A 14,289-nucleotide genomic window follows, 5' to 3' on the forward strand; every position below is an offset into this window, starting at 1 on the left:
GGGTTACTCCACGCTCGCCGAGGCAGCGTTGTTCTGTTTTTCTATCACGTGTTCCACTTCTTCGGCAGGCTTGGTGTCCGGCTTGACCCACCAGGTGGTGGTGCCGATGTCATAGGTCGGCGTGACCTTCGGATGGCCGATGTGATTCCAGTAGGCCACGCGCCAGGTCTTGATGTGCCAGTTGGGAATCACGTAGTAGCCCCATTGCAGCACCCGGTCCAGCGCCCTGGCATGGGCCACCAGGCTCTTGCGTGAATCGGCGTTGATCAACTGTTCCACCAACTGGTCCACCGCCGGGTCCTTCAGGCCCATGGTGTTGCGGCTGCCGGGCTTGTCGGCGGCGGCCGACATCCAGAACTCGCGCTGCTCGTTGCCCGGCGAGCTGGACTGGGGGAAGCTGCCCACCACCAGGTCGAAATCCCGGGAGCGGACGCGGTTGATGTACTGGGACACATCCACCCGGCGAATCACCAGTTCGATGCCCAGGTCGCTCAGGTTGCGCTTGAACGGCAGCAGCACCCGCTCGAACTCGGTCTGGGCCAGCAGGAATTCCAGCACCACCGGCTTGCCCTGGGCGTCGACCATCCTGTCGTCGACGATGCGCCAGCCAGCTTCCTGCAGCAGTTGGTAGGCCTTGCGCTGCTGGTCGCGGATCATGCCGCTGCCGTCGCACATCGAAGGCTGGAACGCCTCGGTGAAGACCTGCTCGGGGATCTTGCCGCGCAGAGGTTCGAGGATCTTCAGTTCGTCTTCGCCGGGCAGGCCGGTGGCGGCCATTTCCGAGTTCTCGAAATAACTGCGGGTGCGGGCATAGGCACCGTTGAACAGCTGCTTGTTGGTCCACTCGAAGTCCAGCAGCAGGCTCAGGGCCTTGCGCACTCGCACATCCTGGAACACCGGGCGGCGCAGGTTGTAGACAAAGCCTTGCATACCGGTGGGATTGCCGTTGGGGATCTGTTCCTTGATCAGCCGGCCTTCGGTCACGGCCGGGATGTTGTAGGCATTGGCCCAGTTCTTGGCGGTCATTTCCAGCCAGAAGTCGAACTGCCCGGCTTTCAGGGCCTCCACCGCGACGGTGTTGTCGCGGTAGTAGTCGGTGCTCAGCACATCGAAATTGTAGAAGCCCCGGTTGACCGGCAGGTCCTTGCCCCAGTAGTCCTTCACCCGCTCATAGCGGATCGAACGGCCGGCCTTCACTTCGGCGACCCGATAAGGGCCACTGCCCAGGGGAATTTCCAGGTTGCCCTTGTTGAAGTCGCGTTCGGCCCACCAATGCTTGGGCAATACCGGCAATTGCCCGAGGATCAGCGGCAGTTCGCGATTATTGGTGTGCTTGAACTTGAACAGCACCTTGAGCGGGTCTTCGGCGATCACTTCGGCCACGTCGTTGTAGTAGCCCCGGAACATCGGCGCGCCGTCTTTGGTCAGGGTCTGGAAGCTGAAGACCACGTCTTCGGCACGCACCGGGTGGCCGTCATTGAAGCGGGCCTCGGGGCGCAGGTAGAAGCGTACCCAGGCGTTGTCCGGGGCTTTCTCGATCTTCCCGGCGATCAGGCCGTACTCAGTGAAGGGTTCGTCCAGGCCTTGCTTGGCCAGGGTGTCGTAGATCAGGCCGATGTCATCGGCCGGCACGCCTTTGCTGATGAACGGGTTGAGGCTGTCGAAGCCGCCAAATCCGCCCTGGCGGAAGATCCCGCCCTTGGGGGCGTCGGGGTTGACGTAGTCGAAATGCTTGAAATCGGCCGGGTATTTCGGCGGTTCGTTGTACAGGGTCAAGGCGTGCTGCGGGGCGGCGCAGGCCAGCCCGGCGAACATCAGGCCACCGGCCTGCAGGAGCAGGGCGCGCAAAGGCTTCATTGATCTTTCTCCGAAGATTTCAGCCACCACGCGCTCAGGCCCAGGGTGTAGGGCGGCGTGGTGACGAAGGCGAACCGGTCATGGTAGGCCAGGCGATGGTAGTTGAGATACCAGTTGGGAATGCAATAGTGCTGCCACAGCAGCACCCGGTCGAGGGCCTTGCCGGCGGCGACCTGCTCGTCCCGGGTCCGGGCCGCCAGCAGTTTTTCCAGCAGATGGTCCACCACCGGGTTGGCGATCCCGGCATAGTTCTTACTGCCTTTGACCGAAGCCTGGCTGGAATGGAAATACTGCCATTGCTCCAGGCCGGGGCTGAGGGTCTGGCCCAGGGTCAGGAGGATCATGTCGAAGTCGAACTGGTCCAGGCGCTGCTTGTACTGGGCACGGTCCACTGTGCGCAGGCGAGCCTGGATGCCGATGCTGGCAAGGTTCCCCACGTAAGGCTGCAGGATGCGCTCCAGGTTCGGATTGACCAACAGGATTTCAAAGCGCAGGGGCTGGCTGTCGGCATTGAGCAGGCGTTGGCCGTTGAGTGTCCAGCCGGCTTCCTTGAGCAGCGCCAGGGCCCTGCGCAGGGTGTCCCGGGGGATGCCGCGACCGTCGGTCTGAGGCAGGCTGAACGGTTCGGTGAACAGCCGGGGGGGCAGTTGTTCGCGGTAGGGCTTGAGCAACAGCCATTCGTGCCCCACCGGAAGGCCGCTGGCGGAGAACTCGCTGTTGGGGTAGTAACTGAGGGTGCGCTTGTAGGCGCCGCTGAACAGCGTGCGGTTGGTCCACTCGAAATCGAACATCAACCCCAGTGCTTCACGCACCCTGGCGTCGGCAAAGGTGCCCCGTCGGGTATTCATGAACAGGCCCTGGGTCTGGGTCGGGATCCGGTGGGGAATCTGCGCCTTGATCACGTCGCCACGCTTGACCGCCGGGAAGTCATAGCCGTTGGCCCAGTTCTTGGCCTGGTGCTCGATGTAGATATCGAACTCGCCAGCCTTGAAGGCTTCGAAGGCCACGTCGCTGTCACGATAGAACTCCACTTCCATCCGGTCGTAGTTGTACTTGCCGCGATTGACCGGCAGGTCCTTGCCCCAATAGTCCTTCACCCGTTCGAACACCAGTTGGCGGCCCGGCTGCACCTGGGTGATGCGATAAGGCCCACTGCCCAGGGGTGGTTCGAAAGTGGTGGCCTTGAAGTCGCGGTCCTTCCAGTAATGCTGGGGCAGTACCGGCAGTTCTCCCAGGCGCAGGATCAACAGCGGGTTGCCCGCGCGCTTGAAGACAAAGCGGATTTTCAACGGGTTGAGAATATCCACCCGCAGCACTTCCTGCAGATTGGTGCGGTACAGCGGATGGCCTTCCTTGAGCAGCGTTCGGTAGGAAAACGCTACGTCGTAGGCGGTGATGGGCACCCCGTCGTGGAAACGTGCTTCGGGTCGCAGGTTGAAGACCACCCAGCTTCGGTCATCGCTGTACTCCACCGATTGAGCGATCAGGCCGTAGCTGGAGGTCGGCTCATCGCCGGAAGGCGCGTACTGGCCGGTGCCGACCATCAGGGGCTCGTTCAGCTCGTTGATGCCGTATTGCAGGAAATTCGGCGTGGACACCGGGCTGCTGCCCTTGAAGGTGTAGGGATTGAGCGTATCGAAGGTGCCAAACGCCATGACCCGCAAGGTGCCGCCCTTGGGGGCTTGCGGATTGACCCAGTCGAAGTGGGTGAATCTGGCCGGGTACTTGAGCGTGCCGAATTGCGCATAGCCATGGCTTTCGCTGATGGCCGCACCGGCAGGGGAGCTCAAGGCCAGGCTGATCAGGAACAGGAGGAGGGGACGTATCAAGTCTGAGATCCGATCCAGGCGGCTTGGGCTTTTATGGCCTGTACAGTAACAGCTTGTATCGGCAGGAAAAAGGCGGGGGCAGCGGGTGGGCCCAGTCTGCTACGCCATTGGCCGGCGAACGCCGAACCTGTCGCGAGGGGATTTATCCCCGCTGGGGCGCGAACCGACCCCGCGTCTTGTCTGAGACGCCGTCCATTGGGGCTGCTGCGCAGCCCAGCGGGGATAAATCCCCTCGCCACAGGGAGCCCCTCGGTCAGTGAGGGGAGTAGACCGTCAGCATCTGCCCAGGCTTGAGGGCCTTGCCCATTCGCGGATTCCAGCGCTTGAGATGCTGCATTTCGACGTTGAACCGCTTGGCAACCACATACAGCGAATCACCCTGCTTGACCTTGTACTGGGTCTGCTTGGTCTTTTCCTTGCTGTTCTTGCCACTGTTGGCGGCCACCACGGTGTTGATGCGCTTGCCGGTGCCCTTCGTGGCCCTGGTGTCCTGCATTACCAGGGTCTGGCCGACCTTGAGCTTGTTGCCGCTGAGCTTGTTCCAGCGTTGCAGGTCCTTGGTCTGGACATTGTTGGCCTTGGCGATCTGGGCCAGGTTGTCGCCGCGCTTGACGCGGTAGGTGCGCCTGGCACCTTCCAATTCGCTGTCGTCGACGTTTTCGAAGACCGGCTTGAGCGAGCGCTGGCTGATCAGTTCTTCCGGACGCATGGTTGACAGGCTGGCGGTCAGCAGCTGTGCCTTGGAGGTAGGAACCAGCAGGTGCTGCGGACCGTCGATGGTGGTGCGCTGCTTGAAGGCCGGGTTGAGCTGGAACAGCTCGTCTTCGTCGATGTTCGCCACCGCCGCGACCTTGGACAGGTCCATGCGCTGGTTGATCTCGACGACCTGGAAATAAGGTTCGTTGGCGATCGGGTTGAGGTTCACGCCGTAGGCATCGGGGGACAGCACCACCTGCGACAGTGCCAGCAGCTTGGGCACGTAGGCCTGGGTTTCCGCCGGCAGCGGCAGGTTCCAGTAGTCGGTGGGCAGGCCGAGTTTTTCGTTGCGTTCGATGGCGCGGCTGACGGTACCTTCGCCGGCGTTGTAGGCGGCGAGGGCCAGCAACCAGTCGCCGTTGAACATGTCGTGCAGGCGCGTCAGGTAGTCCATGGCGGCCGTGGTCGAGGCGGTGATGTCGCGACGCCCATCATAGAAGCGGGTCTGGCGCAGGTTGAAGTAGCGCCCGGTGGACGGGATGAACTGCCACAGCCCTACGGCGTTGGCCCGGGAATAGGCCATGGGGTTGTAGGCGCTTTCGATCACCGGCAGCAGGGCCAGCTCCAGCGGCATGTTGCGCTCTTCGAGACGTTCGACGATGTAGTGCATGTACAGGCTGCCGCGTTCGCCGGCGCCTTCGAGGAAGGACGGGTTGCTGGCGAACCACAGGCGCTGTTGCTCGATGCGCGGGTTCACGCCGGCGGTTTCCTGCAGCTGGAAGCCCTGGCGCATGCGCTCCCAGATATCCTGGGGAACCTGGGGGCTGGGCTTCTCGCTGAGCCAGACGGGTTTCTGCTTGGCCCGGGCGGCCATGTTCTTCGGCGCCTGGGCCGTATCGGCCTGGGGTAGCTGGCCCGAACTCTGGCAGCCCGCCAGGGTGGCGGACACGGCCACCGCGATGGCTTGAGCCAAGCGGGTCAATGTGTCGGACTGAACGGACTTACGTATGGATGACGACATTGGCTGGAAGTAAGTTCCGGGCAAAAATGTCGGCCGATTCTAGGAAGCGCACCCCAACAGGTCAACCGTTCAGAATTTTTGTATCAACATACGGGGGGCTTAGAACTTATCTTTCCAGGCCCTCAAGGCCGCAAAAACCTCGCTCGGCGTCCCGTTTCGCTGGCCGTTCCGTTCGTCTGCTTTTTGTTTAACGGATGTTTCAGTCGTGCGAAGGAATGGATTGGTGAGTTTTTCCAGGGCCAGGGTCGAGGGCAGGGTGATCACGCCATCGTGGCGCTGGCGGGTGACTTTTTCCAGACGGGCGGCAATGTCCGGGTTGTCGGGCTCCACCGCGGCGGCGAACTTCAGGTTGTTCAAGGTGTATTCATGGGTGCAATAGACCAGCGTATCCTCAGGCAAGGCGGCGAGCCGGCCGAGGGAGCGATGCATCTGCTGCGGCGTGCCCTCGAACAGGCGCCCGCAACCGGCGGCGAACAAGGTGTCGCCACAGAACAGCAGGCCACGGTGGTAGTAGGCGATATGGCCCAGGGTATGGCCAGGCACGGCGTAGACATCGAAGTCCAGGTCGAGCACGCTGATGCGGTCGTTGTCTTCGAGGGGCACGTCCCGCGCCGGGATGTTTTCGCTGGCCGGGCCATAGACTCTGGCGCCGGTGGCGCTTTTCAGCGCCTGGACGCCGCCGACATGGTCATGGTGATGGTGGGTGACCATGATCTCGCTCAGGACCCAGCCCGGATGTGCTTCGAGCCAGGCCTGCACCGGCGTGGCGTCACCCGGGTCTACCACCGCGCAGCGGCGGCTGGCGTGATCCTGTAACAACCAGATGTAGTTATCGGTGAACGCGGGCAGGGCACTGATCTGTATCATCGCGGAATTCGCCAAGCGGAAAACAAAGGCGCATCTTAGAACTTCCTGGCGCGTTGGAGAATGCAAATGACCGATGAAGCGTTCGCTCAGGCTGATCCTGAATGGCTGGCGCTGATCAGCGCGGCCCGTGAATGGCTGTCCGGCCCTGTCGGGCAATTCCTGTTGGAAGAAGAACGGCGCATGCTCGAAGACGAGCTAGGGCGTTTCTTCGGCGGCTACCTGGTGCATTACGGTCCGTCGGCGCAGACGCCGCCGTCGGCGCCGCAGGTCCAGCGCAACGTGCGCCTGGGAGCGCCCTTGCCGGGGGTCGAGATCGTCTGCGAGGAACAGGCGTGGCCGTTGAGCGAGCACGCCGCCGACGTGGTGGTGATGCAGCACGGCCTGGATTTCTGCCTGTCGCCCCACGGCCTGCTGCGTGAAGCCGCCAGCAGCGTGCGGCCCGGCGGGCACCTGGTGATCATCGGCATCAACCCCTGGAGCACTTGGGGCTTGCGGCATGTGTTCGCCCACGACGCCTTGCGCCAGGCCCGTTGCATCTCGGCGTCGAGGGTGGGCGACTGGCTCAACCTGCTGGGTTTCGCGCTGGAGAAACGCCGCTTCGGGTGCTATCGTCCGCCGCTTGCGTCACCCAAGTGGCAGGCTCGCCTGGCTGGCTGGGAGCGCAGGGCCGGTGACTGGCAACTGTCCGGTGGCGGCTTCTATCTACTGGTGGCGCGCAAGATCGCGGTCGGGCTGCGCCCGGTGCGCCAGGTGCGTCGCGAGCCGATGGGCAAGCTGATTCCCTTGCCGATGGCCAAGGTCAATCGCCGCCACATCGAGCCCTGACCCTTTTCTGATACCGTCGGGCCGGCTTCCGGCCTGGGGCGCTGCCGGTCCCGGCCGGCAGGCCTTTGCATTTTTTCTGGATAGATTGGCATGAGCGATAGCGTAGAACTCTTCACTGACGGCGCCTGCAAGGGCAATCCCGGCCCGGGCGGCTGGGGCGCGTTGCTGGTGTTCAAGGGCGTGGAAAAAGAGCTCTGGGGCGGCGAAGCCAACACCACCAACAATCGCATGGAGCTGATGGGCGCCATTCGTGGCCTGGAGGAACTCAAGCGGCCCTGCGACGTATTGTTGGTGACCGACTCGCAATACGTGATGAAAGGCATCAACGAGTGGATGGCGAACTGGAAGAAGCGCGGCTGGAAGACCGCTGCGAAGGAGCCGGTCAAGAACGCCGACCTGTGGAAACTGCTGGACGAACAGGTCAACCGCCACAACGTCACCTGGAAGTGGGTGCGCGGCCACATCGGCCACCACGGTAACGAACGGGCCGACCAGTTGGCCAATCGCGGGGTGGACGAGGTGCGTGGCTACAAGCAGGCCTGATGCAACCCTGCCCACAAAAGCTGCGGCCAGCAACTCCCTCGGAGCGTGTTAACATCCGCGCTTTTGCAAGACTGCCCGTTGAGAGCTGAACACTGATGGCCAACAGATCTGTTGTACTGGATACCGAAACCACCGGCATGCCGGTGACCGATGGTCACCGGATTATCGAAATCGGTTGTGTCGAGTTGATCGGCCGGCGCCTGACCGGTCGTCATTTTCACGTCTATCTGCAACCGGACCGGGAAAGTGACGAGGGGGCCATCGGCGTCCACGGCATCACCAACGAATTCCTGGTGGGTAAGCCGCGTTTCGCCGAAGTGGCCGACGAGTTCTTCGAGTTCATCCAGGGCGCACAGCTGATCATCCACAACGCGGCGTTCGACGTTGGCTTCATCAACAACGAATTCGCCTTGATGGGCCAGCACGACCGGGCCGACATCAGCCAGCACTGCACCATCCTCGACACCCTGGTCATGGCCCGAGAACGGCACCCGGGGCAGCGCAACAGCCTCGATGCCTTGTGCAAGCGCTATGGCGTCGACAACTCCGGGCGTGAACTGCACGGCGCATTGCTCGACTCCGAGATCCTGGCCGACGTCTACCTGACCATGACCGGCGGCCAGACCAGCCTGTCCCTGGCCGGCAACGCCTCGGACGGCAACGGTACCGGCGAAGGCTCGGGCAACAAGGCTTCGGAAATCCGCCGCTTGCCCGCCGATCGCACGCCAAGCCGGATCATCCGCGCCAGCGAAAGCGACCTGGCCGAACATGCCGCGCGTCTGGAAGCCATCGCCAAATCCGCTGGCGCTCCGGCACTGTGGACGCAACTGGTGGAATCACAAGCCTCGGCAAACTGATCGTTCGACCCATGGGCGCGAGCTCGTTCGCGACAGCAGTGCCCGGGCATCGCACCGGTGCCCGGGGTGTCACCCTCGGCGAGCCGGTTCGCTGCCACAGGATCGGGCATCATTCATTCGCCACAATCGCAACGACCTTCTAACCTGAGGTGACGAGCAGGCCATGGATACCCGCTTGATGTATGAAGATTCCAAAGGCAAGGGCAATGGATGGCAATGGGCCGTTGATTGTCTCAAGGAATGAGGGCTTCCCCAGTATGCAACCGGTGATGAATCCGAAACACCCCGGCTTGTCAGTGCGGGTCGTCGATGACGGCTTCGCGACCTATATCTGGGGCAGCGATTTCAGCTTCGAAGTCAGTGCCTACGGGGCGGCGCAGATCGGCTGTCCCGTGAGCCAGTGGCCTGTGACCCCCATCGTTCCCTACCGCAAGTGCTATGGCATCGACCCCGAAGAGTTCAGTGGCTTCCACGATGCCCCAGACAGCGAAATCTTCATGGCGTACCTGGACGACCAGCCGGTGGGGCACCTGGTGATCAGCACCAACTGGAACGGCTTTGCCCATATCGACGAACTGGCGGTGCATGCCCCGGCCCGTCGCCATGGCGTGGCCAAGGCCTTGCTCGATGTCGCCCAGTTCTGGAGCCGCAAGAAAAAACTGCCAGGCATCATGCTGGAAACCCAGAACAACAACCTCGGCGCCTGCCGGCTCTATGAGCGTTGCGGCTATGTGCTGGGCGGCATCGACCAACTGCGTTATCGCGGCATCGACCGGCATACCGCCGAAGTGGCGTTGTTCTGGTACCGGTTGTTCGATGATCCGGTGGGCATGTCGGTCAATGGCTCAGCAACGCCTCGGCTTGTTCCCTGACCAGCTCCAGCAGTGACAGGAGGGTGGGCGAGGGGGCCGTGCCGTTCAGGTGCAGCGCGTAGAGGCAGATGGGCACCGCCGGCGACACAGGGCACACATCCAGCCCGCTGCCCTTGGCACCTGAGGCCGTAAACGGGTCGACGATGGCAAGGCCTTCGCCGGCCTCGACCATGGCGCGCATCATCTGGTGGGTCTGCACGCGGATCTGGACCAGCGGCGCCGGACGCAGCCCTCCCAGTTTATTCTCGAATGCCGGGCTCAGCGGGTCGTGCCCATCCAGTCCCACCAGCGGCTGGCCCGCCAGATCCTGGAGCGAAACGTACTTTTGCCGGGGTTGCAGCCAGCCGTGGGGGGCCAGTAATTGCAGTTTGCCCTGGGCGATCATCTGGCAATGGATATCGGGGTGCTCGGGATCGTGCAGGCTCAGGCCCAGATCGCTGTCGCGCAGCAGCAGGCTACGGACGATCTCGCGGGTGGGCTGGCTGAGCAGGGTGCAGGGGGCGTCCGGGTAACGGCGACGCAGGGCTGCCAGGCTTCGGGGCAATAGCTGTTGGGCCAGTGGCGGCGTGCAGATGATCCGCAGCGCGGGGGCCTGGTGATGCTTGAGGCTACTGGCCAGGCGCTGCACCGGGTCGAGAGCGTCATACACGCCCGTGATGCCTTCGCGCAGCGCCAATGCTTCCCGGGTGGCTTGCAGGCGACCGCGCACGCTGGCGAACAGCATGAAACCCAACTGGGCCTCGGCGTCGCGCAGGATCGCTTCGACGTCAGCCGCCGGCAGCTGCAGCCATTCGGCAGCCGTGCCGAGGTGGCCGGTCTGCAACAGCGCCTGGATCACTTCGATGTGGCGTAAACGCATGCAGCAAGTCCATGTTGGGCGGGAAAGCCATTGAGTGGCTGAATCCTAACCCAAGTCCAGGTACGACTTCTGCTCAACTTACGAGGCGATGGAGGTTTCGGGTTCGCGTGTCAGTTCGATCCCTGACTGCACCAGTACAAACCGGTCATTGTCCACTTTGTTGACCCGGTCCCCGATGGCCAACTTGTAAGTAGTGACAGGCTCCTTGCCATTACCTTCCGGCGACGGGGTCGACTCCTGGAATTCATACACCGAATAGACGCGACCTTCGGCGTCCCGCGCATGAAAATGTCCGACTTGTACTGCTGCCATTGCTTAGAACCTCTGGAAATAGATGACTCGATTTGCGGTTCTGTAGACCTTGCCCACGCGCGGTAAGTTTTCCTACAAGGAAAAAATAGTCCAGGCCGCCGGTTTTCGTCGCTCCACTGGTCCAATTGTCAGCCCGATCATCTATAACTACAGGCTCCCTTGATCCGAAATCGAGAAGCTCCCTTATGAGTAATGTGTATAGCGTGGCCGTTCTGGTAGGAAGCCTGCGCAAGGCGTCGATCAACCGCAAGGTGGCGTTGGCCCTGGCGGACCTGGCGCCGGCCAACCTGAAATTGCAGATCGTCGAGATCGGCGAGCTGGCGCTCTATAACGAAGACCTGGACGTCACGCCGCCCGAGGCTTACCGCACTTTCCGCCAGCAGGTGGGCGCGGCCGACGCCTTGCTGTTCGTCACCCCGGAATACAACCGCTCGGTGCCGGCACCGCTGAAGAACGCCATCGACGTCGGCTCCCGCCCCTACGGCCAGAGCTGCCTGAGCGGCAAGCCGGGTGCGGTCATCAGCGCATCGCCGGGGGCCATCGGAGGCTTTGGCGCCAACCACCACCTGCGCCAGTCACTGGTGTTCCTCGACGTGCCGTGCATGCAGCAGCCGGAAGCCTACCTGAGCGGCGCCGGCACGGCGTTCGACGAGGCGGGCAACCTGTCGGAGTCTGTAAGGCCGTTCCTGCAGAAGTTCATCGATGCCTATGGCAAGTGGGTGGAGCAGCATAAAAAGCGCTGATCCCGCCCTACGCATCCCTTTGCTCTGGGAGCGGGGTAGCACTCCCTGTTCAGTGAGCTACCCCGCTCGACACCCCTGATCGCTTCCCGAACTGTCAACTTTGACAGTAGCCAGCCCTCATGCATCGGCGCTCTCATATCTACACGCCCTGACGCGTCATTTATGAGGACTCCGACCATGCCCCCTTCATCGACACCCGCCGACCAGACCGTCCTTCTGGAGAAACCCGACCTGCCGCGCGCCACTCGCCCTGTGGTGGGGGGCGATTTCGGGGTGCCCAAGCATATCTATGACCAGGAGCCCGCAGGCTGCAAGGTTCTGGTGTTGCCTTATACGAATCAGACAGGCGGGGAGAACGTCTCGATCAACCTCAATGGCGAGACGAACATCGACAACCGGGACACGCTGGGCATCGACGACACGGTGGAGCTCTACATACCGAATGGAAAATTGCTGCCCGGCATGGTCAATCGACTGACCTACACCGTGAGGCGCCTGAGCGGTATCCCCGAAACCTCTGACCCTCCCGTGGAGATTCTGTATAACCAGATCCGCCCTGGTAACGAGGATCGCTCGCCCGGCGATGGCGCACACTCGGAGCTGGAATTGATCCTGCCGGATGAAATCAAGAACGGCATAGGGCCGGGGTTCTCCCGGGCGACGGTGTGCGTGAGCTACCCCTATTGCCGGGCACATGACCGCATCCGGCTCAATTGCAACGGCAAGGATGTGATGCGTACCGTGCTGGAAAGCGAGGCTCCTGCGCCGCCGGACCACGGCTCGGCAACGCCTACCACGATCTGCTTCGATGTCACCAGCGCCGACCTGGGCGAGGACCATCCCGAGTTCATGTTTTCCTTCACGGTCACCGACCAGTTGGGCAACTCGCCGGACCTTGACTCGCCCTTTTCGGCAGTACAGATCGTGGACGTGGACCAGGCCGGCCTTCGACTGCCGGTGCCGATCCCGCGGGAAATCGGCAGCGACACGGGCGACGATCCCAGCACCATCGACCTCGACAAGCTGGGCACCAACCCGCTGCTGTTGATCGTCTTGACCGGTGACTCACGCTTCCTGCCGGGGGATACGATCGAGGCGACCTACGTTGCGAAAGTGGTGGGCCAGCCGGAGGTCATCCATAGCGAGACGGGAACGGTCGAAACCGATGGTTTTGGGCAGAAACAGGCCTGTGTGCTGGAAATTCCCAACGACAAGGTTATTCCGGACAGCACGGTAGAAATGTCCTACAAACTGTTCAGGGGCACGACGCTGGTCGGTACCTCAAAAACGGCCCATGCGAGCGTGATCGGAGCGGCGCAGAACCTGTTGCCTCCTTCGGTGAAAGAGGCCAATGGCACCATCCTGAACCCGGTCCAGGCCAAGGACTCGCTCCACGTCGTCGTGCCGGCCAACGCCGCGCTGCTGCCCGACGACAAACTGAAAGTCACCTGGACCGGCGCACCGGGCACACCGGGCACACCGGCCGGGGGTTCTCACACCTCGGGCGAATGGCCGGTCAGGGATGGGTGGGAGGTTCCGATTCCCAACAGCGTGGTGGCGTTCAACCTGGGTAAGTCGGTGACGGTGACCTACACGGTGATCCAGAACGGCGTGGAGTCGCCGCCGTCGGATCCGTTTGTGCTGAATGTGCAGGCGATGCCTGTGGCCAGCCTGACGATACCGTTGATTCCGGAGGCGGCGCAGGGAGGGTTGGGGACTGAATTGGATTTGAGTAAATTTACCGGGGATGCACGCGTCACCGTCGCGCCATGGCCGTTGATTGCGGCAGGTCAGCGGGTTTGGCTGAGTTGCGAGGGGATAGCCAGTGATGGTTCCAATTACACGATTCCCCTGTACGCCGGCTCGGAAGTCAGCTCAAGCCAAGTGACCGGTGGGCTTTCCATGCCGCTGTTACGGAGCGATCTTGAGAAGCTGCGCGATGGTTCTGAGCTCAAAGTTGTGCTGCTGGTGACGTTCAATCGAACCAGTAACCAGAGCGAGGCCGTTATCTTTCCGTTACGGATTTACATTGTCAGAGCGGTGGCATTGATTGCTCCCACTATTACGGATATCTCTGACAGTCAAGGCTCGGTTGTCGATGGGACCACGGTCGAAACCAGCGTCGTAGTCACCGGCACTGGCAACAGCGGTCAGCAGATTCAGCTGATAGACGTTGATAGTGCTATTGGCAATGTTGTTGATATTCCCGCCAACACCACAGCTTGGAACACCACACTTGCGGGGCTGACCGCCAGGACCTACAGCCTGAAAGCCAGGGCCCTATATGGCAGTGGACAGGAGTCGGCAGTAAAAAGCTTCACCGTAGTGGAGCCATTAACGATAGACCCGACGCAGATGGTTCTTTCCACCTGGATATTCTTGAGCAGCACGGGGGCCGTGCCGCCCAATCCTGCTGCCGGTGCATTTGGTTATCGCCAGCCTGCTGGCGGCGTGCCGCCTTACCAATACAGCTCCAGCGCCCCCCATATCGCCCATGTTGATGTGAGCACTGGGAAAGTCACTTCGTTTGGCAACGGGGCAGCCATCATTTACGCGGTGGATCAGAAGGGTAATTACACGTCCTATCCTGTAGCTGTATCAAATGTGTTCGTTGCTTTCGGGACTGGTGTACATGGCACGTACAACCAATGTAACAACGCAGCGGCGGCTCAAGGAGGACGTCTCCCAACACGTGATGAATGGCACCGGATGAGGAGCGATTACAACGGGGCGCCCGGGGTCAGTCCCAATTGGAGTTGGTCATCTACTGCATGGGGGATTGGGTATGTCTATGGCATCCAGACAGAGACTGGCGCAGAAACGCCACTTGAATCTGTCTTGGGTAAGAATCGGGCAGATGGTTTCGGCATCAGGGCGAAATAGGAATGGGTTCTGGTGTGGGGCATAAGCGCTCCTGGCTACACCGCCTTGCGCCATTGCCTACAACTGCGCCAGAATCCGCCGGCTTGTGCGCCTGGGAGGCGGGCTCTATCGTTTGCGGGTCGCTG

At 61.9% G+C, this 14,289-nt stretch carries 12 protein-coding genes; 6 read left to right on the plus strand and 6 right to left on the minus strand.

Annotation, left to right across the window (positions count from 1 at the left end):
- Positions 1-3 precede the first annotated feature (3 nt).
- The 4 genes from AC1M7R_RS22640 to gloB form a co-directional block, all read right to left on the minus strand.
- The gene (locus tag AC1M7R_RS22640; protein WP_072394773.1) at positions 4-1,857 is read right to left on the minus strand and encodes an extracellular solute-binding protein; all 1,854 of its coding nucleotides are present in this window, start codon (positions 1,855-1,857) and stop codon (positions 4-6) included.
- A complete protein-coding gene (locus AC1M7R_RS22645) occupies positions 1,854-3,686 on the minus strand; it encodes an extracellular solute-binding protein (RefSeq protein ID WP_072430524.1) in 1,833 nt (610 codons plus the stop codon). The genes AC1M7R_RS22640 and AC1M7R_RS22645 overlap by 4 nt, the downstream gene beginning before the upstream one ends.
- Positions 3,687-3,939: 253 nt before the next feature.
- Positions 3,940-5,403 (minus strand): transglycosylase SLT domain-containing protein, encoded by a 1,464-nt coding sequence (locus AC1M7R_RS22650; protein WP_072394777.1) that lies wholly within the window; start codon positions 5,401-5,403, stop codon positions 3,940-3,942.
- A 99-nt stretch (positions 5,404-5,502) separates the two neighbouring features.
- Positions 5,503-6,270 (minus strand): hydroxyacylglutathione hydrolase, encoded by a 768-nt coding sequence (gene gloB / locus AC1M7R_RS22655; protein ID WP_315641396.1) that lies wholly within the window; start codon positions 6,268-6,270, stop codon positions 5,503-5,505.
- A gap of 66 nt (positions 6,271-6,336) precedes the next feature.
- Between gloB and AC1M7R_RS22660 the strand changes: the two genes are divergently transcribed.
- From AC1M7R_RS22660 to AC1M7R_RS22675, 4 genes are all read left to right on the plus strand, one after another.
- Complete coding sequence (locus AC1M7R_RS22660; RefSeq protein WP_072394780.1) at positions 6,337-7,095, plus strand: class I SAM-dependent methyltransferase; 759 nt, start codon at positions 6,337-6,339, stop codon at positions 7,093-7,095.
- Positions 7,096-7,185: 90 nt separating this feature from the next.
- Entirely contained in the window at positions 7,186-7,638 is a 453-nt protein-coding gene (gene rnhA / locus AC1M7R_RS22665) for a ribonuclease HI (RefSeq protein WP_047700958.1), read from the plus strand.
- A gap of 95 nt (positions 7,639-7,733) precedes the next feature.
- Positions 7,734-8,495, plus strand: a complete 762-nt coding sequence (gene dnaQ / locus AC1M7R_RS22670) for a DNA polymerase III subunit epsilon (RefSeq protein ID WP_072430525.1) — start codon at positions 7,734-7,736, stop codon at positions 8,493-8,495.
- 257 nt (positions 8,496-8,752) lie between these two features.
- Positions 8,753-9,367: a GNAT family N-acetyltransferase gene (locus AC1M7R_RS22675; RefSeq protein WP_072394784.1), complete on the plus strand. Its 615-nt coding sequence runs from the start codon at positions 8,753-8,755 to the stop codon at positions 9,365-9,367.
- Here AC1M7R_RS22675 and AC1M7R_RS22680 read toward each other — a convergent pair.
- Positions 9,333-10,226: a LysR family transcriptional regulator gene (locus tag AC1M7R_RS22680; RefSeq protein ID WP_072394786.1), complete on the minus strand. Its 894-nt coding sequence runs from the start codon at positions 10,224-10,226 to the stop codon at positions 9,333-9,335. The genes AC1M7R_RS22675 and AC1M7R_RS22680 overlap by 35 nt on opposite strands.
- Positions 10,227-10,304: 78 nt before the next feature.
- Entirely contained in the window at positions 10,305-10,538 is a 234-nt protein-coding gene (locus tag AC1M7R_RS22685; protein WP_072394788.1) for a hypothetical protein, read from the minus strand.
- Positions 10,539-10,723: 185 nt separating this feature from the next.
- On the opposite strand from AC1M7R_RS22685, the gene AC1M7R_RS22690 reads away from it, so the two are divergent.
- Together AC1M7R_RS22690 and AC1M7R_RS22695 are read left to right on the plus strand one after the other, a co-directional pair.
- Positions 10,724-11,281 carry an NADPH-dependent FMN reductase gene (locus AC1M7R_RS22690; protein ID WP_072394790.1) on the plus strand — a complete coding sequence of 186 codons (558 nt, stop codon included), beginning with the start codon at positions 10,724-10,726 and terminating at the stop codon, positions 11,279-11,281.
- Between the two features lie 177 nt (positions 11,282-11,458).
- On the plus strand, positions 11,459-14,164 hold the full coding sequence (locus AC1M7R_RS22695; protein ID WP_490609932.1) for an immunoglobulin-like domain-containing protein: 2,706 nt from the start codon (positions 11,459-11,461) through the stop codon (positions 14,162-14,164).
- Positions 14,165-14,289: the final 125 nt, after the last annotated feature.

Source organism: Pseudomonas sp. MS01C9, from assembly GCF_058202755.1.